Below are 21541 nucleotides of genomic sequence, written 5' to 3' on the forward strand. Positions count from 1 at the left end.
CAAAGGGCACGTTCCCACGCGTTACTCACCCGTCTGCCGCTCACCCCGAAGGGCGCGCTCGACTTGCATGTGTTAAGCCTTCCGCCAGCGTTCGTTCTGAGCCAGAATCAAACTCTCAGGTTGATTCGACCCCGACACTGCATAAAACGTACTCAAAGTGACGGAGATTGTGGTCGCCACCCCCGAAGGAGCGACGAACAATCGTCACTATAGAGAAACGCGACAATTTCGGCGCCTCATGAGCGGCCTAGGCCAGTGGCCAGTTCCGCCCGCAGAGCGCCGCCGCCTGCGTTTCTCTTTCCAAAATCAACAATGTCAAAGAGCTGGTTCAAAATCAGGAACTTCCGTTCCGATCCGAACCCGCCGCGCCGCCCGTCTTGGTGGGCCACCCGGCGTTGGGAGCGCGGTGTCTATTGAACCCCGAACCCCCTGTCAACGTCCGCTTCCGACTTTGTGCAGCGCTTCTGCAGTCCGGTGTGGAAGGCAACAGCTTTCCGCCCCGGCGCTCAACAAGGCCGCCGCCGATGTCGTCCGCTTGACGCGAGGTGGCGGCTTTTATGGAACCGCCAACCCTGTGTCAACCGAGTATTTCCGAACTTGCTGCTAAACCTCATCGGCCTGGCTGCAGAGCATAAAACTCCGCGGCAGCGCCGTAAGCGCGGCCTTCGCAAGTCCTGTCCTACTCGGAAAGGACGCGCAATATGACGAGATTTCGCGGCCAGCGCAAGAGCGAAATGAAGCTTTTCGCCGACTTATCCACACCCTCGCGCTGCAATCGGGGCGTCAGGCCGTTTCGATATAGGCTTTCAGCGCCCCGGCCTCGGCCTGCACGCTTTCGATCTTGCGTTTCACTACATCGCCGATCGACACGAAACCGCTCATACGGCCATCATCCATAATGATGATGTGCCGGACGCGCTTCTCGGTCATCAGCTCCATGAGCGTGTCTATATGGGTGGTGGAACTGGCCGTTACGAGCGCCCGAGTCATCACCGAGGAGACCGGCTGGTCCAGTACGGCTGCACCGTCACGTGAAATGGCCCTGGCCAGATCGCGTTCGGAAAACACACCGGCCACATCACCGTCCCTGTCGGCCACCACAACGGCACCGATGCGGTGTTCGGCCAGTACGTGCGTCGCCTCTGCCAGCGTTGTGTGAGGCGCAATTGTAATGACGTCCCTGCCCTTTTGGGCGAGTATCGCGGCAACATTCATGGCTGCCTCCATATCGGCAAGATTGCCTGTAGGGATGATGCCTCAAGCTGGTCCCGGGCGCAAATTGTCTCCGGGGACCGGCAGAAACATGCCGGAGGGATGCATTCCATGAGCAAAAGACGCGGGCTCGAACGCGATCTCGATCGCTGGATTGCTGCAGGCTGGGTCGAACCGGCGCACCGCGACGCCATCCTCGCCGATCACGCGCAAAGGCCCGGCCACTGGAGCGCTGCAGGCGCCGGCCTGATTCTCGGCGCGGTTCTGCTGGCGCTTGCGGCCCTGTCTTTTGTTGCAGCCAACTGGGCAGCGATGCCGCAGCTGGCGCGTTTCGCGCTGATTCTCGCCGCACTATGGGCGGCGCTGGGGGGAGCCGGCGAAAGCTTCCGGCGGAACAACCCTGCGCTCGGCCACGCTCTGGCGCTTGTAGGGGCATCTCTGTTTGGCGCCGCGATCATGCTCACAGCCCAGACCTTCAATATCAGCGCGTTCCGCAACACCGGCATATTGATCTGGGCGCTTGGCGCGCTTGCGGTCGCCGTCGCCATCCCGTCCCGGCCAGTGCTCGCACTGTCCGCCTTGCTCGCCGGTAGCTGGATGGTGCTTGAAACGGTCAATCCGCTGACGCCCCGCATCGTCTGGCTGTTTGTTCCGCTATGGCTAGTGGTCACCGGCCTTGCCATCCGGATGGAAAGCCGGCTCACGGCAAACCTGCTCGGCGCGGGATTGCTGGCCTGGCTTTATACGCTGGTGCGATGGGCAGGCGGCGGTGAAGGCGAGCTTTCCACACCCGCCCTCTTCGTTTCCCTTGCACTCATCTGCGCGGCTGGAACGCTTGCCTTTGCGGTTGCAGAGGAACGCGGCCTGGCCATGAGCCGAATCATTTCGCGCTGGCTGATGACCGGCGCCGTCATCAGTGCATTTGCTGCCCAGTTCGCCATTGCCCGCGCCAGCGGCGGGGCGACCACCGGCCTGCTCTTCACAGGCATGGTCAGCATTGCCGCCATCACCATGCTTGCTCTCATGCGCGTGCGTACAGGCGCCATGCGGCCGGCCACGGCGCTGACGGTGCCGGCAATCGCGCTTGCCGGCCTGCTGCTCGCACTGATTCCCTGGTTCGCTCCGGGATGGGTAGGCGCGCTGGAAGTCCTCGCAGGCATTGCTGTCTTCGCGCTGGCTGCCGCCATGGTGGCTGAGGGCGCACGTGCAGGGCGCGGCTTTACTGGCGGGCTGGGCCTTGTGCTTTTCATCGCGCAAGCCTTGCACGTCTACACCGCCCTCTTTGGCAGCCTGCTCGATACGGCCCTCTTCTTCCTGGTCGGCGGGCTGTTGCTGATTGCGATGTCGGTCATCGCCATGCGGCTTCAGAGCCGCAAACACGCACGCACGACGGAGACCCAGCCATGAGCGTGATGATTCGCCTGTCTCTCATCGCCGCCGCCATGACGGCGCTGCTGGCGCTGATGGTCATCAATCAGGCCGCCGCGCGCGCAGGCGGAACCGAGATTCGCCTCACCATGGAGCCGGTTGATCCGCGCGATCTGCTGCTGGGCCATTATGTCGAGCTGGTTACGCCCCTGCAGCGCCTTGAAACTACGCAGCTGCGAGGCGGAACTGAGCATGTGTTTGAGCAGGGCGACCGGATATGGGTCGAACTGGAAACCGGCCCGGACGGCTCCTCCCTGCCCGTATCGGTCTATCCCTCCCCGCGCAGCGGCACGTTTATAGAGGGCCGCGTCCGGTATGCCGGCAGCCTTGGCGAAGAGCCCGGCCAGTGGCTGACGGTACACTACAATATCGAGCGCTATTTCGCCTCGCCTGAGGCGGCACTTGAGCTGGAGACTCTGCGCAACGAATCGCGCCTGCGCCTGATCGTGTCACTGGGTGATCGGGGCAGCGCGGTGATCCGTGGCCTCGAAATCGATGGCGAGGACCATATCGACAGGCTGTTTTGAAGGAGGAGCACCCGATGACCATGCATCTCTACGCCAATAAAGGTTGGGGATCAGCCATCGTGGAGGCACAGCTGGCCTGGTACGGGATTGATTTCCAGCTGGTGGAAAGCGGTGACCTGTTCCAGGACGCCGCCGCGCGCGAAAAGCTGGCTGCCATCAATCCGCTCGCCCAGATACCCACGCTCATTTTGGACTCCGGCGAAATCCTGACAGAAAGCGCTGCCATCACGCTGTATCTGGCTGACCTGACGGGAAGCGACGCGCTGGTACCCGGCCCGGAGACACCTGAGCGGTCCGCTTTCCTGCGCTGGCTTGTCTTCATCGTCGCCAATATCTACCCGACCTACACCTACGCTGACGATCCCTCCCGCTTCGTTGCGGAGGAGTCCGCCCGCAAACCCTTCTTCAAGGCCGTCAACGCATACGCCCAGAAGCTGTACACGCAGCTGGACAGTGCGGCAGGCAGCCCCTGGTTTCTCGACGAGCATATGAGCGCGCTGGATATCTATATCGGTGTGATGACCAACTGGCGCCCCGGCAAGGCGTGGCACGAAGCGAACTCGCCCCGTCTGACCGCAATCGCTGCCAGCATTGGCGAGAACCCTGCCGTGGGCGCCGTTCTGGCGCGCAATTTCCCTGACGGCTAAGCGGACCGGCCCCGGTCGACGCAAGACGCTAATCGGCGACTACCAGCGGCCTTACCGTGTTCACCAGCTCGATCAACGTCTTGCCTGGTTCTTCAACCGGCATCAAATGGGCAGAGTGCTCAAACCAGACTACCTGCTTGTGAGGCGCTTCCAGCGTATTGAACCAGTCCAGCACCGGCCCGGTGGGCGTATTGATATCGTGACGCCCCAGAAAGAGTACGACCGGAACATCAAGCCGGGATATGCCTGTGAGGTCGATCCCTGCGAAATCATCGAACATCTCGTCAAAAATCCGCAGCGTGGCCGGGTTGATCTCGGCCACATCCTCGCGGTCATAGTCGGGCGACAGGCGCGGCGCGCGGAAGAAATGGCGGGCATTGTCCCGATAGGCTGCCAATCCGCCGTAACGGCCGACCCAGCTTCGCTGCACGCCCAGCCGTTCAAAGGTGAGATCGCCGGGATAGGGCGCAAGCGCTTCCAGCTCTGCCAGCGCTTCGGCATCATTTCGCGCCCGCGCTTCCTCAAGAAGCATCGCGTAGCCTGCTGCCTCGTTGGCAGGTATGGAGACAACCGGACCTATCGCGACATAGGCTGAAACCTGTTCCGGCACCTGATGCACGGCGCTCAGCCCGACCAGTGTTCCCCACGAATGACCCGCGACAATAACCTGATCAACGCCCAGGTGCGCGCGCAGCCAGGCGATGAGTTCAACCGCATCGCTGGCAACCTGGTCCAGCGACAGTGTTCCGGCCACGGCCTCTACCGGGTTGGTGCGGGCCGTCCGGCCAGCACCGCGCTGGTCCCACTGCACTACGGTGAAATAGTCCTCCCAGCCGCGCTGGAAGGTCCACGAGACGGGCATCATCGTGGCGCCCGGTCCCCCGTGAATGTAAAGGAGCACCGGATTGGTCCGGTCTGTGCCGCGAATGGTGATCCACTGCTCGAGACCGCCCAGCGTGACCGTGCGCTGCTCCTCAATACCGTCGGGTGTCGCGATATGCTGAATGTCGGCGATCAGCTCGCGCGCTTCTGAATACGGATCTGCTGGAGGCTCAAGGCTCGCAGCCGTGCCAAACAACATAATGGTAAGACCGAGTGTCAGCAGTGACATCTTCATGGGGAGAACCCTTCCGGTTGCTTGTTTTGTTTATTGAGATGCCTCTCCCCGCAGAATTGGATGCAAGGCTTCCTCAGCCCCGCCTGAACACCCTCACAAAGACCGGGTAGAGCAGCATGCCCGCGAGCAGGCCGCCGACATGGCCCGCCCACGCAATCGGTATGGAATAGAAAATTCCGCCAATAGCGATCAGCGCATTGATCAGCAGCCATGGCACGGCCAGGCGCAACATCCCGGCCCGCCCTCCTGATGCCCACCCGGCAGCGGCAAACACGCCCGACACCGCCGTTGACGCCCCGACCATGAAGGTCGGCTCATTTACATGGACGAGCGCATGCAGGCCCGCTCCCGCGATGGCACAGGTGAAATAGAAGGCCAGAAATCCCGCAGCAGCGGAAACGCCACGCCCGAACGGCGCCGCTGCAGCGCTGCCTGCGGCCAGCAAAATTCCCATGTTGAGCAGGACATGCCACCAGCCCGCGTGCACGAAGACGTGCAGCACATAGGGGCTGAGGCCCGCCAGCGGCGCTTCGGGCGGCGGGCGCGGCAGCATGTCGGGCGCTGTCACCAGCGTGCCGGACCACATGATCAGCCCATGCAGGGCAGGGTTGTTGGCGGCCGCCCAGCTATCCACAGCGTGCACGGCCAGCGTCAGCACACACAAAGCCAGCACCAGCCCCGATACGCCTGGCCCCAGAAACGGCGTCCTGACCGGCCCGGCGCTTGCAGCCGGTGGCAGGGGCGGCTCTGACCTGCCGGGGCCATCGGGTTCGCGTTCGGTCAATGGCTCTTCCTTCTTTGCAGGTTCACCCGAACCGCAACTGGCACACGCGTTGCAGCAATCAGGTCCAAGCGTATCCAAACAGGACACTGGAAAAGATTATGCCGCGTTTTGCCAAAGTCACCCTCACCGCCGCAGCGCTGGCCATGATTGCCACACCGATGGCGGCTGCGCAGCAGGCCGGCGACAACTGGAACCAGCCCTACGGCATGGCGCGCGGCGAAGAGAGCAGCCCGTATACCGGCCAGCGCGGGCGCGGTGCCAACCGGGTTGTTATCAATGGCATCATACAAACAGGCGTTGGCGTCTCGGCGCAAGGCACCGTCACGGGTTCTACCGGGCTTGGCGGCGGCGTAGGCGGCAGCGGCCAGTATACCGGCTCGTCTGCGACCGCCATCGCCAACCAGCTCAATGTCGTGGTGAACGGCAATTACAACACCGTCGTCGTGAACTCGCGCCAGATCAATAATGGTGACGTGACAGCCAATGCCAGCAGTTCCAGCGCCCAGCCCCGCACGGGCGGCCCGCTCATCTCCAGCGCGGCGCCGTCTGTTGCTGGCATGGAATCTGCTGGAAGCACGCTGAACGTCATTCCTCAGGCGACCGTGCCTGCCCCCTCCTCTGATCCCAATCGGGAGCCCTAGACATGACCCGCATCAAAAGCCTCCTGGTGGCTGCCGTATCGGCGCTGACCGTATCGGCCTGTGCCACCTCCAATTCCGGCTCTGACGGGCTGTACGCCACACCGACGGGCAATGCGCCGGTGACGGCCAACCCGACCCCCTATTCGCAGGCTCTGGTCTGCCTTTCCGGCCATGCGCGCCAGCAGGGCCGCCCCGCCCCGCGCGTCGCGGTCGGCCGCATCGCAGACTATACTGGCCAACTCGCCCCTGAAGGCGGAACGCGTGTGACGCAAGGCGCATCGCTGATGGCGATGAGCGCCTTTGCCAAGGCGGGCGCCCGTCTGGTGGAACGTTTTGACACGTCTGTCGCCGAACTGGAGCTGCGCTATACCAATAGCCAGCTGATCGGTGACGAGAACGAGCAGCAGGGCTTCCGCCAGATCTACGCGGGCGCCATGCCCGGCTCTGACTATTTCCTCGTCGGCGGCATTACCGAGCTGAACTCCAATATCCGCTCCAACGGCCAGGATCTATTTGCCGGTGACAGCGTGGACTCCAGCCCGGCGGGCGTCTTCTCGCGCCGCATTTATGTGATGAATGTCGCGCTGGACCTGCGCCTTGTGGACAGCCGCACGCTCGAAGTGGTCGACGTGGTTTCCTACCAGAAGCAGATCATCGGCCGCGAAATCTCGGCTGGCATGTTCGCCTTCTTCGGTGACGCGGTGGTGGATCTGTCCGCCGGTGGCCGCTCGCTGGAACCTGTCCAGCTTGCCGTTCGCGCGGTTATCGAGCGCGCCGTGCTTGAAATGTCATCCCAGCTCTATGGTGTGCCGGCGGAAGCCGTCTGCCAGTTCAATGACCCTATCGGACCGTCGAATGTTACCGGCGGTGTCCAGCTAAATACGGCTTATGCCGGTTCGGAGGCTCCCTATGTCCAGGCTCGCACTGACGTCAATCGCGGCCATGACCGCCGCGATAGCGACATCCGCAGCGTCCTTCGCGGCGTCTATCGATAGGGTGGAGAACGACCAGGCCAATAGCGCCCCGGTCGATGCCACTGTCGAGATTGACGCCGCCACGACGGAAATTGCGACCGCCATCGCAACCGCGCAAAGCAACTCCGCCGGCGGCAGCTTCGCCAGCGAGGCGGAAGTCACGTCCACCCAGGTGACCAATGGCGCGACGAGCGCCACCACCGATATCGAAGCCGATTCGGTGTGGGGGCTGTCGACCGGGTTTGCGACCGCTCAAGGCAACGCCCTGACGGTGGACGCCGAAAACGGTCTGGAAATGGACGCCGGGCAGACTGCTGGCGCAGGCGCCAGCGTATCGGCCCTCTCCGCCCTGCGCCTGAACACCTATGGCGGCAATACCGCGCAATCGGCGATGGCAACCGCCAACGCTGTCGAGGTTATGGGCTCGGGCAATATGCCGATGAATGTCCGCCAGTCTTCCGAGGCGGATGTCGAGGCGCGCTCGCAGATTGAGGCCGAAGAGGTTGAAACCGCGCTTGCCACCGCGCAGAGCGCGGGCAACAGTCTGACCGTGACCGGCTATGAGGCCAACATCATCGCGCTCGCCGACCAGGAAAATAGCGGCAATGTGCGCTCAACCGTCGATGCCGACATCGCCCATGCCAACTGGGGCGTCACGGCGATGACCGAGGCCGCCGGCAATACAGCGTCCAGCCAGAATGACTGGGGCTATGGCCATCTGCAGGGCAGCCAGACCAATTCCGGCGAAGTGCGCGCCACGACAACGCTTGCCGTTGGCACGTTCGGTGACGGCCCGGTGGTTGGCTCCGCTCACGCGGTTGGCAACAACGCGCTGGTGTCCAATATTGGGGCAGATGCCTTTAGCGGCGTGACGCAGAACAATTCCGGCGCAGTGACCGGACAGGTCTCCATGCAGCTGGGAACCGGCATGGCCGCCTATGGCACCAGCTCGGCTATCGGCAATGCGCAGTCTGCCTATATCTGCGCGACCTGCCCTGTGGGGCTGAACGCCCAGGTCAATCAGGTCAATTCCGGTGCGATCAGCTCGATCACCCAGATGCGGGCCAATGGTTATGTCGGCGGCATGACTGGCACGGCAACAGCCGTCGGAAATGTCTCGACGTTCTCCACCATTGGTGGCGGGAACTAGACGAGGTCAGCGCCGCACTGGTGAACCGGGGTACATCCAAGGTGTCTCCCCCCGTTCCCGGGGGTAGGACTCTCTGCGCGGGTGACGACAATGGCTTAGGCACCGTCGCCAAACTGCAGCCGCCAGACAGCGTTTAGAAAAACCCCAGCGTGCCAGCCTGGGGACTGCTGGCCATCAGCCGGTCAAGACCGGCATTATAGTTGGCGAGCTGGGCCTGCAGATAGGCTGGCACCTTGCCGCCCTTTTTGCCCGCACCCGGACCTTCCAGCAGCTGTTTGAGCGCAGGGTCCTGCGTCAGCTCACGCCAGGCGCGCTGGACTACGGTCATCGCTTCAGTCAGCGCTTCATTCGCGGCAAGAGCCGCATCGCGGCTGCCGACATTATAGCTGCCGCCGAGGCGCAGCGAAAAAGTTGGCGGCGCGGCCGCGCTTTCATCGCGCGAGCCTTTCTTGGTCAGCGATTTGCCCGTGATCGTGCCGGAGGGAAGCCCGAGGCTTTCCAGCGCATTCTGGCCGTCGGCGCCGGCTTTCAGCTCGATGCTGACCCCGTCGCGCGGTGTAATCCGCAGAAACTCTTCACCTGTACGCCGCCCGACAGCCGAAGTGCCGCCCAGCAGCAGCGCCGCATTCAGCTTGAAGGTCAGCGAGCGCATGGTCTCGCCGGCCTCGATCGTAATCTTGCGCTGGCGCCCGCCATTGACCGAGATATAGAAATGGTCGCCCGTCCGCGCTGCGCTCTGTGCCGTTACCACCCGGCTGTCGGCATAGACGATCTTGCCACTCGGCAGGCCGAGTTTTGACAGGATTGAGTCGCCCTGCGGATCGACGACAATGCCTGCGCCTTGCGAAACACCGCCGCGCCCTGAAATCTGCTGAGTCCACTCATGCGCGCCGGTGGCCGCATCGAACCCGGCCGCGAACGCATTGCGCGTACCGTTCTGGTTTGCGCCGGGCAGTTCGCCATTTGTCGTGCCGGACAGATAGACCTTGCCGCCCGACACCTGAATGCCGGTGGCGAGATCATCTACGCCCGTGCCCAGGAATGTGGTGTAGCTGACCGAGGCGCTGGCCCCGTCCTCGATCTTTACCAGGAAGGCATCCCGGCCGCCCTCATTCGCTGACAGCGGCGCGCTCGGCGCGAAGGCCGCCCCAGCGCCGCCTGTCAGATAGATCGCGCCATCATCATCCACGGTGATGGCCGTTATGCGGCCGCCGCCAAGCGAGCCCATATCGAGCGTCCAGACCGGATCTCCCGTGCCGTCATCGCCGGGCGCGAACTTGGTGATGACCGCCCGCCCGTCAACCTCGCTGGCAATCAGCAGTCCGCCATCCTGCGCGGTTGTCACGGCACGCGCGCGTTCAATACCGGCGCTGGCTTCCACGCCGCGCGTATAGAGTACGCTGCCGTCTGCCCCGATCGCGCGGACATAGCCATCAAGGCTGCCCTGATTGGTCATGCCGCCAAAACTGCCGCGCGCTTCACCGACGACATAGATCGTACCGTCATCGCCAATGGTTACGGCGTTGGCACGGTCATCGCCGGCGGCGCCAAAGCGCTGCGCCCACTGCTCCACCCCGTCGGCATTGAACTTCACGACGAGGGAGTCTTCGCCGCCCAGATCGTTCGTGCCGCCCAGCGCGCCCTTCACCGATCCTGCGACAACGACATTGCCGGCACTGTCCACGGCAACCGATGCGCCATTGGCCTCGCCCGCCGCGCCCAGCACCCGGCTCCAGACTTCCTTGCCGTTGGAATCGTAGCGCATAAGGACAAGATCAGACTCGCCCTTGATGTCCTGCCCGTTCACGCCCGAACTGGTCCGGCCAACAACATAGATGCCGCCATCGGGCGCTTGCGTGATGGAATCGATGGTTAGCGGATTGGCGGCGGTGGAGCTGCGCGTCTCTCCGCCAGGCAAGGGCACATCAGTCACGGTGCCGTCCGCTTCTATGCGCTGCGCAAACTGAACTGTGGGCGTGCCATCCAGTCCGATAATCTTGGAAAGCTGGCCAGCCGCGCTGTCGCCTGTGCCGGTCACGCCTGCCATATAGATGGCCGGTTTGCCCTGCGGCGCAGAGAACGACACCTGCTCGGTCAGCACTCCATTGATGCGTAGCGCCCAGTCATTGGCCGTGACGATGCCCGCAGGCCCCACCTCGCCCACGCGGACAGCCGAAAAGCGGGTGATAATCTCCTGCTCTTCCAGCTTGGAATTGATGAAGTCGGTGACATTGCCCATCGTACGCGGCGTCGCGCCCATTTCATTGAGGTCAATGGCGACATTGATGTCACCGCCATTCTTGCGCACCGTCACCGTGAACTCGACATCGCCCTGAAAGGCCGTGACCGCCTGATCAGCCGGCCCTCTGTGAACAATGCCGGTGGTGTATTCGCTGATACCCCGGCTGACCGCCACTTCGCTTTCCGCTCTGGTCAGCTGGGTGTTCTTCAGCACCGAGATCTCGTCCAGCTTCAGCTTGGAGAAGAAATCATCCATCTGGCCAAGGCCTTCCTGGAAACGGCGATTCCAGAAGGCGAGATCGACCGGATTGGCATTGCGTTCACTGGCCGCAGCGGCCAGCGATTGCAGCGCGCGAAGGCCGGTGAACATCGCATAGAGCTTTTTCTCGTCCTGGCTGACATTCAGCCCGGAGAAGGCGCTGGCAGTGGAGTCGAAGAAGCGGCCATTGGCCAGAACCGAGCGGCGTACCGCATCCAGCGCTGTCACTTCGCCGCGCGGATCCCACGGCGGCAGCACGTCCTTGTCACGCGTGGAGCCAAGCGTCTGCTGCAGGGGCGCGCGCGTGTTCGCCGCTGCGTTGCGTGCAGCGTTCTGTGCGGAAAACCACGCACCCAGAACATCGCCTGACAGGCCAGCTATCACGGTCGGCTCCCTGCGGACAGAATCATCCACCGGCCATTTTCGCAAAGCATCACCAACAAAAGGTTAGCCCGCTGCTCGGCTACGCCCGCGAACGTCAACCAAGGCTAAGGGAGTGTTAACGGCTAAAGGCGGAAGGTTAACGTCAGATTTTTGATTCGATGTTTGCCTTGCGAGGACAAATGAGCGCCATAGCGTCCAAAGCCACCGCCCGGTCTGGAACCGCTCTTCCTCGGCCGGGACTTCCGGTCCCCGCGCATGAATCTGGACGGCAAGATCGTGCTGATCACCGGCGGCACAGGCTCCTTCGGCCACCATTTCGTGCGCACCGTGATCGATGAGTTCAAGCCGAAAAAGCTCATCATCTTTTCGCGCGACGAGCTCAAACAGTACGAGATGGCGCAGCTCTTCCCGCCCGCGCAATACCCCTTCATGCGCTATTTCATCGGCGATGTGCGCGATGAGGGGCGGCTGGACATGGCGATGCGCGGGGTGGACGTGGTGATCCACGCCGCTGCGCTCAAACATGTGCCGATTGCCGAGTACAACCCGTTTGAATGCATCCGCACCAATGTGTTCGGTGCCGAAAATGTGGTGCGCGCCGCCATCAAGCGCGGCGTGAAGCATGTCTGCGCCCTGTCCACCGACAAGGCGGCCAACCCGATCAATCTCTATGGCGCGTCCAAGCTCGCCTCGGACAAGATTTTCAGCGCGGCCCAGAATATCGGCGGCGAGGATGGCCCGGTCTTTTCGGTGGTGCGCTACGGCAATGTGGTCGGTTCACGCGGCTCGGTCGTGCCCTTCTTCAACAAGCTGATTGCCGAAGGCGCAGACCATCTGCCCATTACCGACGAGCGCATGACCCGCTTCTGGATCACGCTCACCCAAGGGGTGAACTTCGTCCTCTCCTCGCTGGCCATGGCGAAGGGCGGCGAGATTTTCGTGCCGAAAATCCCGTCCATGCGCACGACGGACCTCGCCCGCACGCTGGCGCCCGGCCTGCCGCACAAGATTATCGGCATCCGTCCCGGCGAGAAACTGCACGAGATCATGGTGCCGGAGGACGATGCCCGCTCAACGGTCGAGCTGGAAGACCGCTATGTCATCGTGCCCGCCCAGCGCACAACGCTGATGGCGCAATGGCTGGACGCGGGCGCAGCCGCCCCTGACGGCTTCTCCTACGCCTCTGACAGCAATCCTGAGCGGCTCGACGCACGTGCGCTGCAATCCCTGCTGGGGCAGGCGTTCGGGGGGTAGCTGGCTACCCCAGCACCTCACCCAGCGCGGCGCACACCCGCGCCACATCGCCCGTCTCCATCCGCGTGAAGAGCGGCAGCGATAATGTCTGCGCATAATGCGCCTCGGCCCCCGGCAGATGCAGAACGCCATAGCGCTGCACGTAATAGGGCTGAGTATGGACCGGGATGTAATGCACCTGTGTGCCTATACCGCGCGCTTTGAGCGCATTCATCACCTCAGCGCGCGTGCGTCCGGCTGCGTGGAAATCTATTCGTACATTGAGCAGATGCCGGCACGGATCACTGCCCGGCGGATCGGCAGGCAGGCGCACTAGCGGCGCGAGCGGGCGCAAAAGCTCGCGATAAGCCGCCGTCAGCGCCCGGCGCTTGGCGGCGAACTGCGCCATGCGGGCGAGCTGTGCCCGGCCAAGCGCGGCGTTGATGTCCGGCAGGCGGTAATTCCAGCCCAGAGATGCCATCTCATGATACCAGGGCTCGTCCGCGCCTTCGGCACGCTCAAACCTCGCCGCATCGCGTTCAATGCCATGGCTGCGCTGACGCGCCATGCGGGCGGCGAGATCGGGACTGTTCGTGGTCACCATCCCGCCCTCGCCCGTGGTGAGCGATTTGACCGGGTGGAAGGAGAAGGTCGCCGCATCGCTATGCGCGCACGCTCCAACCATGGCGCCTGATGCGCCGCGGGAGGCGATGGCGTGGCAACTGTCTTCGACAATCGCAAGGCCATGTTGGCGGGCGAGGGCCGCAATCACCTCCATGTCGCACGGCACGCCCGCCAGATGCACCGGCAGCACCGCCTTCGCCTTCCCGCCAGCACGCTTCAGCGCGGCGGCCAGCGTATCAGGCGTCAGCAGGCCCGTCTCAGGATCCACGTCGGCAAACACCACCTCCGCCCCGCAATAACGCGCGGCATTGGCCGTCGCCATGAAGGTGATGGACGGGACAATGCAGAGATCCCCCTCGCCTACCCCCAGCGCATCCAGTGCGAGATGCAGCGCCGTCGTGCCATTGGAGCAGGCAGTAGCGTAAGCCGCGCCGGTGAACTCCGCGAACTCCGCCTCGAAAGCGGGGATTTCCGGCCCGGTCGTCAGATAGTCCGATTGCAATGCGCGCACTGCCGCTGCGATGTCGTTCTCATCAATGTCCTGCCGCCCATAGGCGAGGAAATCGGCCTGCTCGGTCATTGATCCGCTCCATGGCGTTCGTGTTGCGCGCCAGCATGACGTGAGTCGCGTGTCCGCCAGCTCCCGCCCCGTTTGCGGGCATAGTGGCCCCATCAAGGAGCACAGACGGCAATATTCGCGTTAACAACCGGGAAATACGAAGTCCATATTGACTCATCTGGCGCCGCGTCACGCGATGTTCGTGCGGTTCTGGTGATCCGTATTTGCAGAGAAACTTGAGGCCGTGTCCACACGGCCTCATTTCCTGTGCGCACAAGACATATTCCCCTTTTATATTTATACCAATTAAACATAGAGGCATTTTTGTCACATTTCGCTGCGTTGCAGCGAAACCGCATCAAATGATGTTGCAGCGCGTCAATGCCTACGCAAAGCTATTGTGACAAAGCGCGGCGTCAGACCAGCGCGAAGCCTCTGCAATGCGATCCCGCCAGCCCCGCACAACGACGCGGAGGAGACGGCGCGATGTATAATTCTGCAGCGTTCGGCTGTGACGGCATGTCCGGCACCGGACCGATCTCCTCTGTTTGCCCGCCGGCTTCCGGCTCAAAAACATATAACAGGGGATTATCCATGCATTCAGACACAATCGGCGCGCCGCGGCGCGCGCGCCCGCTTGCCTGGGGCTGCGCGCTGGCGCTTGGCGGTGCGATAGCCTTCGCCGCGCCCGCAGCGGCCCAGGTCACAGATGAAGCGGCCTATATCTTCAACACGCTGCTTTTCCTGATCGGCGGCTTTCTGGTGATGTGGATGGCGGCGGGCTTCGCCATGCTTGAGGCCGGCTCGGTCCGCGGCAAGCACGCGGCTGCCATCTGCCTGAAAAACATCGGCCTTTATTCCATCGCTGGCATCATGTTCTACGCCGTTGGCTATAACCTGATGTATTATGGTGTGGACCAGAGCGGGGGCTATTTCGGTATTCCCTTCCCCTGGTCGCCGGGCGAACTGACCGGCGATGAGGTGATCGACGTGGCCGAAAACGGCTACTCGACCGCTTCCGACTGGTTCTTCCAGATGGTGTTTGTGGCCACCACGGCCTCTATCGTATCCGGCGCCGTGGCAGAGCGTATCCGCATCGGGGCGTTTTTCCTGTTCGTGGTGGTCCTGACCGCCGTGATCTACCCCATCCAGGGCGCATGGACATGGGGCGAAGGCTGGCTGGACGCTGCAGGCTTCTCCGACTTTGCCGGCTCGACGATCGTTCACTCGGTCGGCGGATGGGCAGCACTGGCCGGCGTCATCCTTCTCGGAGCGCGCACGGGCCGTTTTGTCGATGGCAAGGCCATACCGATGCACTCCTCCAGCCTGCCCCTGGCAACGCTCGGCACGTTCGTGCTCTGGCTCGGCTGGTTCGGCTTTAACGGCGCCTCACAGCTCGCGCTGGGTTCAGCAGCGGACGCGACCGCCGTCGCGCAGATCTTCGCCAACACCAACATGGCCGCTGCCGGCGGCGTGGTGGCCACCTACCTGCTCACGCTGGCTCTGGGACGCGGCAAGGCCAATCTGGGGGCCGTGCTGAACGGCGCGCTGGCTGGCCTGGTCTCTATCACGGCAGAACCGCTCACCCCCACTATCGGGCAGGCCATCCTGTTTGGCGCCGTCGGCGGCGTCATTGCAACCTTCGGCGCGATCCTGCTGGAGAAGCTCCGCCTGGACGATGTGGTCGGGGCCATCCCGGTCCACCTGTTCGCTGGCATCTGGGGTACGATGATCGTGCCGCTGACCAATCCGGACGCCGACTTTGTCACTCAGGCTATCGGCATAGGCGCTATCGGCGCATTCGCCTTCACCGCCAGCTTTATTGTTTTCCTGGTGCTGAAGATCACGGTCGGCATCCGCCTGAAGCCTGATGAAGAGACGGTAGGCGGCGACTACACCGAGCTTGGCCACAGTGCCTATCCGGAATTTCTGCCGGGAAAGGACAAAGCCCCGGCTACCAGCTGACAAAAATGGCGGACCGGGGGGAGCACCCTCCCGCCCGGCCGCCCTTCATCGGTCAGCCCGGGGCAGGACAGCCTGCGCCAGACACGGCTTCACACCCGCGTCCGGCGCCAGCAGGCAAGCTTCGCAAACGTGAAAAGCAGGTGCGCCCGCCAAAACGGCAACGCCTGTTCCAGCTGACCATTCTCGATCTCACCTGGGCCTCGCCAGCGCCAAAAAGCTGGCCGGCTCCGGTGCGGTCCAAGGCGCGCGCAAGCTCAGGGGCCCGCACGCCTTTCAGAACCGGCGGCCGGAAATCCGGTCAGCCATACACCCAAGGGGATTAGACATGAAACATCTCATCAGCTCACGCTACCGCGCATACAGCTTGGCCGCGCTTCTGGCGGCATCTGCCTCTCCGCTCGCCCTGGCACCGTCCGCCCAGGCACAAGAGGCCATCACCATCGAAGCGAACGTCGCTCTGGTCAGCGATTACCGCTTCCGTGGCATCTCGCTTTCGGACCGCGACCCCGCCATTCAGGGCGGCTTTGACATCAGCTTTGCCAATGGCTTCTACGTTGGCACCTGGGCTTCCAGTATCGAGCCGGTGGGCAATTCCGAACTGGAACTGGACCTGTATGCCGGGTTCGCCTTTGAAGCGGCCGGCGCCGAATTTGACGTCGGTGCGCTCGTCTACACCTATCCGGGCGAGTCCGACGTGCATTACTGGGAGTTCTATGGATCGGTCGCGTTTACGACCGGGGCCTTGGAGTCCACCTTCGGTGTGGCCTACGCGCCTGAGCAGGACAATATCGGCGGAGATGACAATCTCTACCTCTATTACGATGCCAGCTATCCCTTGGGCGATAGCGGCCTCAGCCTGATCGGCGGCATCGGCTATGAGACGGGCGCTTTCGGGGACCCGGACGGCGATGGCGATGACAAGTGGAACTGGTCGCTGGGACTGGCATGGAGCGCCCTCGGAGTGGACTGGTCACTGGCCTATATCGACACGTCCGAGAGCCTGAGCGAGGGTAACTCGACGGCAGTTCTGACTATTTCCAAGGCCTTCTAGCGCTTTAGCGGAATGCAGAAAATGCGAAGGGCGCAGCTTTGCGGCTGCGCCCTTTATTCGTCCCCCTCGGACGAAACCTATCGTCCGAAGAGCGACAGGATGATCTGCGGTTCGGAGTTGGCGATCGAGAGGGCCTGGACACCGAGCTGCTGCTTCACCTGCAGGGCGGTCAGCTGCGCGCTCTCACGTGCAAGATCGGCATCTACCAGATTGCCGACACCGGCGGTGAGACTGTCACTGAGTTTGCCGATAAAGGTCCGGTGTGCCTCCATCTTCTTCAGGTCAGAGCCGAGCCGTGCCAGCGCAGCGTTCACATTATCAAGGCTGGCATTGACGAACGAGACGGCGCTCGCCGCCAGCGTGACTGTACCGAGGCTGGCAGTGGCAGACAGGGTCATGATCGCCCCAGAGAAGCTCATATCCTGTGTGTTCAGCGTGACCGAACGGGCGGCGTCCGCGTCCGCCAGGAAGGCGATGCCCCCAGGGATCGTACCGTTGAGCATGTTCGCGCCGTCAAAGTCGGCATTCTGCAGAATGACCTGGATCTGGTTGATCAACGCCTTGAAATCGCTGTCATAGGCAGCACGCGAGAAGCTGTCGATGGAAGCGTCCATCGCGGCCGTGGCTTTTTCGCGCATCTCGATGAGAAGATCCGAGATCGCCTCGCCGGCCGCTATGGCCACATCGCCAATGGACACCGCACGGTCCAGCGACGTCTTGACCGATCCGAGCGCGCCAATATCAGCACGCATGGACTGGGCCACCGCAAACACCGAAGAATTGTCTTTTGCGCCCGCAATCTTCAGGCCGGTATTGATCCGGTTCTGGGTGGTCTGCAGATCCTGGTTGGTCTTGTTCAGGTTCTGCAATGCGAGCATCGCGGATACATTTGTCTGGACGCTTAGCGCCATCGGTCTTCTCCCAGAGTCCCGCCGCCTTTTGGCAGCCCTTCGCGCTGGACCGAGCAAGAGCGGGGCCATCAGGGTGAATCTGAGATTAGATCAATATATTCAGTGCGTTTGCCGGAATCAAAAATGCCTTCGCCGGGCCAGCGGGCCGAGCGAAGGCAAAAATTCCCTGCCTGTGCCGGTCAAAATCTGCCGGGCAGGCGATGTGGTCAGGCCGTTTCGTTTATCAGGCCGCCGGTCTCGTTTTTCAGGAAGGAGACAAGGTCACCGAAGCTTTCAGGCGGCCAACGGCGCAGCGTTTCGCCCGTGTCAGGGTCCATGAGCTTGTAGATGAAGCGGCCGGCCTTGTCCTCGTCCCGCTCGATCTGCAGACGGGTCCGCCCGGTCGCGCTTAGCTGGGCGCGCATCTCTTCAATGGCCTCGCTCTGGCGCAGAGTGTCACGGGCATCGGGGTTGGGCTGGCGTGCGCCCTGCTCCACGGGCTGGACCACGTTGACCGCCGCGCTGACAGGGGCGGCGCTCATGGCGATGCCTGTGACCGGCACAACGAGCTCTCGCCCGGATATGGCTGTAATAGCGTTCATAACGTCACCTGGCTGGCGCTCCTATATTCACGCGCCCCCACTTCCCCTTAAAAAGTCCAATCCCTTTCAACGCCCGAAGGGCCAAAGTCCCCTTGAAAAAGAAAGCGGCGGAGGCAGAACCCCACGTAATGCCCCCGCCACTCTCCCCACCACTAACCTAGCGGAAGAAGCCCAGCACCGTGGACGGTGCGGAGTTGGCGATCGACAGCGCCTGGATGCCAAGCTGCTGCTTGACCTGCAGGGACTGCAGACGGGCCGATTCCTTCGCGAGATCGGCGTCAACAAGGTTGCCGATACCTTTTTCAAGGCTGTCGGACAGCTTGCTCACGAACGTTTTGTGGATTTCCAGAGACTTTGAGCCCGTACCCAGACGCGACAGCGCCGAGTTCAGGTTGGTCAGGGCCGACTCGATAGCCGTCACAGCTGCACTCGCGTCGGACTGGGTCGCGATATCCGTACCACCGGACAGGCCGAGAATGGTGCCGGACAGCGACATGTCTTCGTCGGTCACGCTGATCGTGTTGGTGCCCTTGGCATTGGCCAGAGCCGAAATGCCGCCAGAGGACGAACCATCGATCAGGTTCGTGCCGTTGAACTCGGCGTTTTCGACGATCGTCGAGATCTGGTCACGCAGAGCCTTGAAGTCTTCGTTCAGAGCCGTACGCGACGCACTGTCCAGCGACACGTCCGAAGCGGCCAGCGCCTTTTCTTTCATCTCGATCAGAAGATCAGAGATGGCGTCACCGGCGGCCAGGGCCACGTCGACAGTAGAAATGGCAAGATCGAGGGAGTTGGTGACAGCCCGCAGGCCGCCGACTTCCGCCCGCATGTTCTGGGCGATGGCGTAGATGCCGCCATTGTCCTTGGCAGACGAAACAGCCAGACCCGTGTTGATACGGTTCTGGACGGTTTGCAGCTGCGAGTTGGTTTTGTTGAGGTTTTGCAGGGCGACCATTGCGCCCGCATTGGTATTTACACTAGCCATTTCTTGGCTCCTTTCACGTTCTATGGTGTGACGCGCGTTTTGCGTGCCAGGTCTTCTGACCCGTACGCTCCCCAGCAAGGGCGGGGCCAAGTCGAACCACTTTCTCCGTGAAGTCTGAATTTCAAATAGGTTTCAGTGGCTTGGCTCACGCACCAAAAAAGCCGCCTCAACGGCACCCGGCAGTTTTTGCCCGGTAAGCACGCATTTACCCGGCAGATATTGCCCAGGCGGCACTTCTTGCCGGTTTCCGAATCAATAATTTTTGTTGAAATTCAACGATTTGCTAACAGACTCTTAACGCCGCGCCTGACCAGAAAAAGGGGCCGCCCCGAAGGACGGCCCCGCCATTCTGCCCTTACCGGAAGAAGCTGAGTACGGATTGCGGCGCAGAATTCGCAATCGACAGGGCCTGGATGCCAAGCTGCTGCTTGACCTGCAGGGACTGAAGCTTTGCGGACTCTTTTGCCATGTCCGCATCGACAAGATTGCCGATACCGCTTTCCAGAGCGTCAGAGAGTTTTGTGACGAACGTCTGATGGATCTCCAGCGCCTTTGATTTGGTGCCCAGACGCGCGAGCGCGCTGTTCACATTCTCCAGCGAAGTGGCGATCTGCGAGGCGATGTCGGAAGCGGCGGTGGCCGTGCCAAACGAAGCGGTCGAAGTCAGCGTCACGATGGTGCCGGACAGAGAGAGGTTCTCCGTGCCGACCGTGATCGTCTTCGAGCCGTCCGCATTGGCAAGGGCAATGAAGCCGTTCGTTGCACTGCCATCGATCAGGTTGAGGCCATTGAACTCGGCATTCTCGACGATTGTCGCGATCTGGTCGCGCAATGCCTTGAAGTCCTCGTTCAGAGCAACCCGGCTTGGCGTATCAAGCGACGTATCGCCGGCGGCCAGAGCCTTTTCCTTCATTTCGATAAGCAGATCAGAAATCGCCTCACCCGCGGCCAGCGTGACATCCGTCGTCGAGATGCCGCGGTTCAGACTGTCCTGAACGACACCATACGCGCTCACATCCGACCGCATACGCTGGGCAATGGCGTAGATGCCGCCATTATCCTTCGCGTTTGCGACCTGCAGTCCGGTATTGATCCGGTTTTGCGTGGTTTGCAGTTGCATATTGGTCTTGTTCAGGTTCTGCAGGGCCACCATGGCCCCATAGTTCGTGTTCACAGAATTGGTCATTGTGGGGTTCCTCCATTCTGGAAGTGGGTAAGGGACGTTTTGTCCTGCTGCGCCACGCGCAAACCCCATGCCGGTTCGGCGCCTTACGCCGCCCTCGCAGGCCTATGATTTCTATGTGGAATTATTCTGCCCGGCGGACAGCTCGCCCTGCCCGGTCAAATCTGCCGGACGCGTTTGGCCTGACCGGCAAAAAGCGCCGCTCCGGCAGCCGGGCACAAAAAAGGCCGGACAGGGGTCCGGCCTCACTGCTCGCCATGCCGTCCGGGCATCACGCCGCGCTGGCGGCACCCTGTCCCTGGGGCGCGAGCCCCTGCATGATGGTGCGGTTGATCTCGATGAGAGTATCCACCGCGTCATTGTCGCGTATCGCGTCGCTGGTCTGGCGCGAGACAAAGATGGACAGCGAAATGATCGCGGCCCGCAGCGATTCCGGCAGCTTGTTGTCCTCACTGGAACAATCGGCGGCAAACGCCGTCCACATCCGGCGGTTCCAGTCCAGCGCGTCGGCGCGTTTTGACAGCTCCGCTGCCCCGCACTCACGCGCAGCCAGCAGCGCGCGCGTCACCTGGCCGAACAGCCGGTATTCTGCCGACCGGGGATCTTCAGTGCGCGCAGCAGCGGTCTGGTAGGCTTGGTAAGACATGAAACGGTCTACCCCTTCGCGGCGGCCGGCGTGCGGCCCGTGCGTTGATCTTCGTAAGTGATGAGCTTGCGGCAGCGGATGAGCGCCTTGTAGAAATCCCCCGCCATCACATCGCGGCTGACCGATACGCAATCTGCCAGCACTTCGGGGTTGGTCAGCGCGTTCATGAACTCGGTCATGCGCAGGACGAACTGGTCATAAACCGCGCCCTCGGCCCGCCCCTCCAGATACATCATCATCACCGGGAAATAGATGCGCCGTGCAGGGCTGTCGGCCTCATGCTCCTGCATGATGTCCTTTTCACGCAGCACCGACGCCTTGTTCTGGAGAACCAGCGTCGCGCGCCGGTCGCCGTTCTCGACAACAGCGCCGTTAAGCACGAATTTCTCGCCCGGCTTCAAGGACAATTTGAGCGGCATGGATGGGCCCCCTTAACAGA

The 21541-nt window shown here is 62.3% G+C and carries 20 protein-coding genes and 1 rRNA gene; 9 read left to right on the forward strand and 12 right to left on the reverse strand.

The features are described from left to right. Together ACTIGC_RS13190 and ACTIGC_RS13195 are read right to left on the reverse strand one after the other, a co-directional pair. A 16S ribosomal RNA gene (locus tag ACTIGC_RS13190) occupies positions 1-123 on the reverse strand; the annotation flags it as partial. Positions 124-783: 660 nt separating this feature from the next. After that, entirely contained in the window at positions 784-1215 is a 432-nt protein-coding gene (locus ACTIGC_RS13195; protein ID WP_439634854.1) for a CBS domain-containing protein, read from the reverse strand. A gap of 108 nt (positions 1216-1323) precedes the next feature. Here ACTIGC_RS13195 and ACTIGC_RS13200 point away from each other — a divergent pair, with 108 nt between their 5' ends. Genes ACTIGC_RS13200 through ACTIGC_RS13210 form a run of 3 tightly spaced genes read left to right on the forward strand, consistent with a single transcriptional unit; the run spans position 1324 to position 3814 of the window. Further along, on the forward strand, positions 1324-2619 hold the full coding sequence (locus ACTIGC_RS13200) for a DUF2157 domain-containing protein (RefSeq protein WP_439634855.1): 1296 nt from the start codon (positions 1324-1326) through the stop codon (positions 2617-2619). Next, positions 2616-3167 (forward strand): GDYXXLXY domain-containing protein, encoded by a 552-nt coding sequence (locus ACTIGC_RS13205; protein ID WP_439634856.1) that lies wholly within the window; start codon positions 2616-2618, stop codon positions 3165-3167. The genes ACTIGC_RS13200 and ACTIGC_RS13205 overlap by 4 nt, the downstream gene beginning before the upstream one ends. 14 nt (positions 3168-3181) lie before the next feature. Next, entirely contained in the window at positions 3182-3814 is a 633-nt protein-coding gene (locus ACTIGC_RS13210) for a glutathione S-transferase family protein (RefSeq protein ID WP_439634857.1), read from the forward strand. Between the two features lie 28 nt (positions 3815-3842). Here ACTIGC_RS13210 and ACTIGC_RS13215 read toward each other — a convergent pair whose 3' ends face one another. Both ACTIGC_RS13215 and ACTIGC_RS13220 read right to left on the reverse strand, forming a co-directional pair. Continuing rightward, positions 3843-4931: an alpha/beta fold hydrolase gene (locus ACTIGC_RS13215; RefSeq protein ID WP_439634858.1), complete on the reverse strand. Its 1089-nt coding sequence runs from the start codon at positions 4929-4931 to the stop codon at positions 3843-3845. A 73-nt stretch (positions 4932-5004) separates the two neighbouring features. Further along, positions 5005-5715 (reverse strand): rhomboid family intramembrane serine protease, encoded by a 711-nt coding sequence (locus ACTIGC_RS13220; protein ID WP_439634859.1) that lies wholly within the window; start codon positions 5713-5715, stop codon positions 5005-5007. A 98-nt stretch (positions 5716-5813) separates the two neighbouring features. Between ACTIGC_RS13220 and hfaA the strand changes: the two genes are divergently transcribed. Genes hfaA through hfaD form a run of 3 tightly spaced genes read left to right on the forward strand, consistent with a single transcriptional unit; the run spans position 5814 to position 8480 of the window. After that, positions 5814-6356: a holdfast anchoring protein HfaA gene (gene hfaA / locus ACTIGC_RS13225; protein WP_439634860.1), complete on the forward strand. Its 543-nt coding sequence runs from the start codon at positions 5814-5816 to the stop codon at positions 6354-6356. Positions 6357-6358: 2 nt separating this feature from the next. After that, positions 6359-7351, forward strand: a complete 993-nt coding sequence (hfaB, locus tag ACTIGC_RS13230) for a holdfast anchoring protein HfaB (RefSeq protein ID WP_439634861.1) — start codon at positions 6359-6361, stop codon at positions 7349-7351. Continuing rightward, positions 7299-8480 carry a holdfast anchor protein HfaD gene (gene hfaD, locus ACTIGC_RS13235; RefSeq protein WP_439634862.1) on the forward strand — a complete coding sequence of 394 codons (1182 nt, stop codon included), beginning with the start codon at positions 7299-7301 and terminating at the stop codon, positions 8478-8480. Before hfaB ends, hfaD begins: the two co-directional genes overlap by 53 nt. Before the next feature lie 133 nt (positions 8481-8613). On the opposite strand, the gene ACTIGC_RS13240 is transcribed toward hfaD, so the two are convergent. Then, positions 8614-11394, reverse strand: coding sequence for a hypothetical protein (locus ACTIGC_RS13240; RefSeq protein ID WP_439634863.1), 2781 nt, complete (start codon positions 11392-11394; stop codon positions 8614-8616). 225 nt (positions 11395-11619) lie between these two features. Here ACTIGC_RS13240 and pseB point away from each other — a divergent pair, with 225 nt between their 5' ends. Then, positions 11620-12618 (forward strand): UDP-N-acetylglucosamine 4,6-dehydratase (inverting), encoded by a 999-nt coding sequence (pseB, locus tag ACTIGC_RS13245; RefSeq protein ID WP_439634864.1) that lies wholly within the window; start codon positions 11620-11622, stop codon positions 12616-12618. A 4-nt stretch (positions 12619-12622) separates the two neighbouring features. Here the strand turns inward: pseB and pseC are convergent, their stop codons facing one another. After that, positions 12623-13801 (reverse strand): UDP-4-amino-4,6-dideoxy-N-acetyl-beta-L-altrosamine transaminase, encoded by a 1179-nt coding sequence (pseC, locus tag ACTIGC_RS13250; RefSeq protein WP_439634865.1) that lies wholly within the window; start codon positions 13799-13801, stop codon positions 12623-12625. 573 nt (positions 13802-14374) lie between these two features. Here pseC and ACTIGC_RS13255 point away from each other — a divergent pair. Further along, positions 14375-15745, forward strand: a complete 1371-nt coding sequence (locus tag ACTIGC_RS13255) for an ammonium transporter (protein ID WP_439634866.1) — start codon at positions 14375-14377, stop codon at positions 15743-15745. 325 nt (positions 15746-16070) lie between these two features. Next, positions 16071-16796, forward strand: a complete 726-nt coding sequence (locus ACTIGC_RS13260; RefSeq protein WP_439634867.1) for a TorF family putative porin — start codon at positions 16071-16073, stop codon at positions 16794-16796. Between the two features lie 77 nt (positions 16797-16873). Here the strand turns inward: ACTIGC_RS13260 and ACTIGC_RS13265 are convergent, their stop codons facing one another. The 6 genes from ACTIGC_RS13265 to flbT form a co-directional block, all read right to left on the reverse strand. Beyond that, positions 16874-17707: a flagellin gene (locus tag ACTIGC_RS13265; protein ID WP_439634868.1), complete on the reverse strand. Its 834-nt coding sequence runs from the start codon at positions 17705-17707 to the stop codon at positions 16874-16876. A 206-nt stretch (positions 17708-17913) separates the two neighbouring features. Then, positions 17914-18288: a flagellar protein FlaG gene (locus tag ACTIGC_RS13270; protein WP_439634869.1), complete on the reverse strand. Its 375-nt coding sequence runs from the start codon at positions 18286-18288 to the stop codon at positions 17914-17916. 157 nt (positions 18289-18445) lie between these two features. Next, positions 18446-19273 carry a flagellin gene (locus ACTIGC_RS13275; protein WP_439634870.1) on the reverse strand — a complete coding sequence of 276 codons (828 nt, stop codon included), beginning with the start codon at positions 19271-19273 and terminating at the stop codon, positions 18446-18448. A 355-nt stretch (positions 19274-19628) separates the two neighbouring features. Then, positions 19629-20459 carry a flagellin gene (locus ACTIGC_RS13280; protein WP_439634871.1) on the reverse strand — a complete coding sequence of 277 codons (831 nt, stop codon included), beginning with the start codon at positions 20457-20459 and terminating at the stop codon, positions 19629-19631. A 268-nt stretch (positions 20460-20727) separates the two neighbouring features. After that, positions 20728-21102 (reverse strand): flagellar biosynthesis regulator FlaF, encoded by a 375-nt coding sequence (gene flaF, locus ACTIGC_RS13285; protein ID WP_439634872.1) that lies wholly within the window; start codon positions 21100-21102, stop codon positions 20728-20730. 8 nt (positions 21103-21110) lie between these two features. After that, a complete protein-coding gene (flbT, locus tag ACTIGC_RS13290; protein WP_439634873.1) occupies positions 21111-21521 on the reverse strand; it encodes a flagellar biosynthesis repressor FlbT in 411 nt (136 codons plus the stop codon). Positions 21522-21541 lie beyond the last annotated feature (20 nt).

The sequence above is a fragment of the Glycocaulis sp. genome (assembly GCF_051859565.1).
Lineage (GTDB): Bacteria > Pseudomonadota > Alphaproteobacteria > Caulobacterales > Maricaulaceae > Glycocaulis.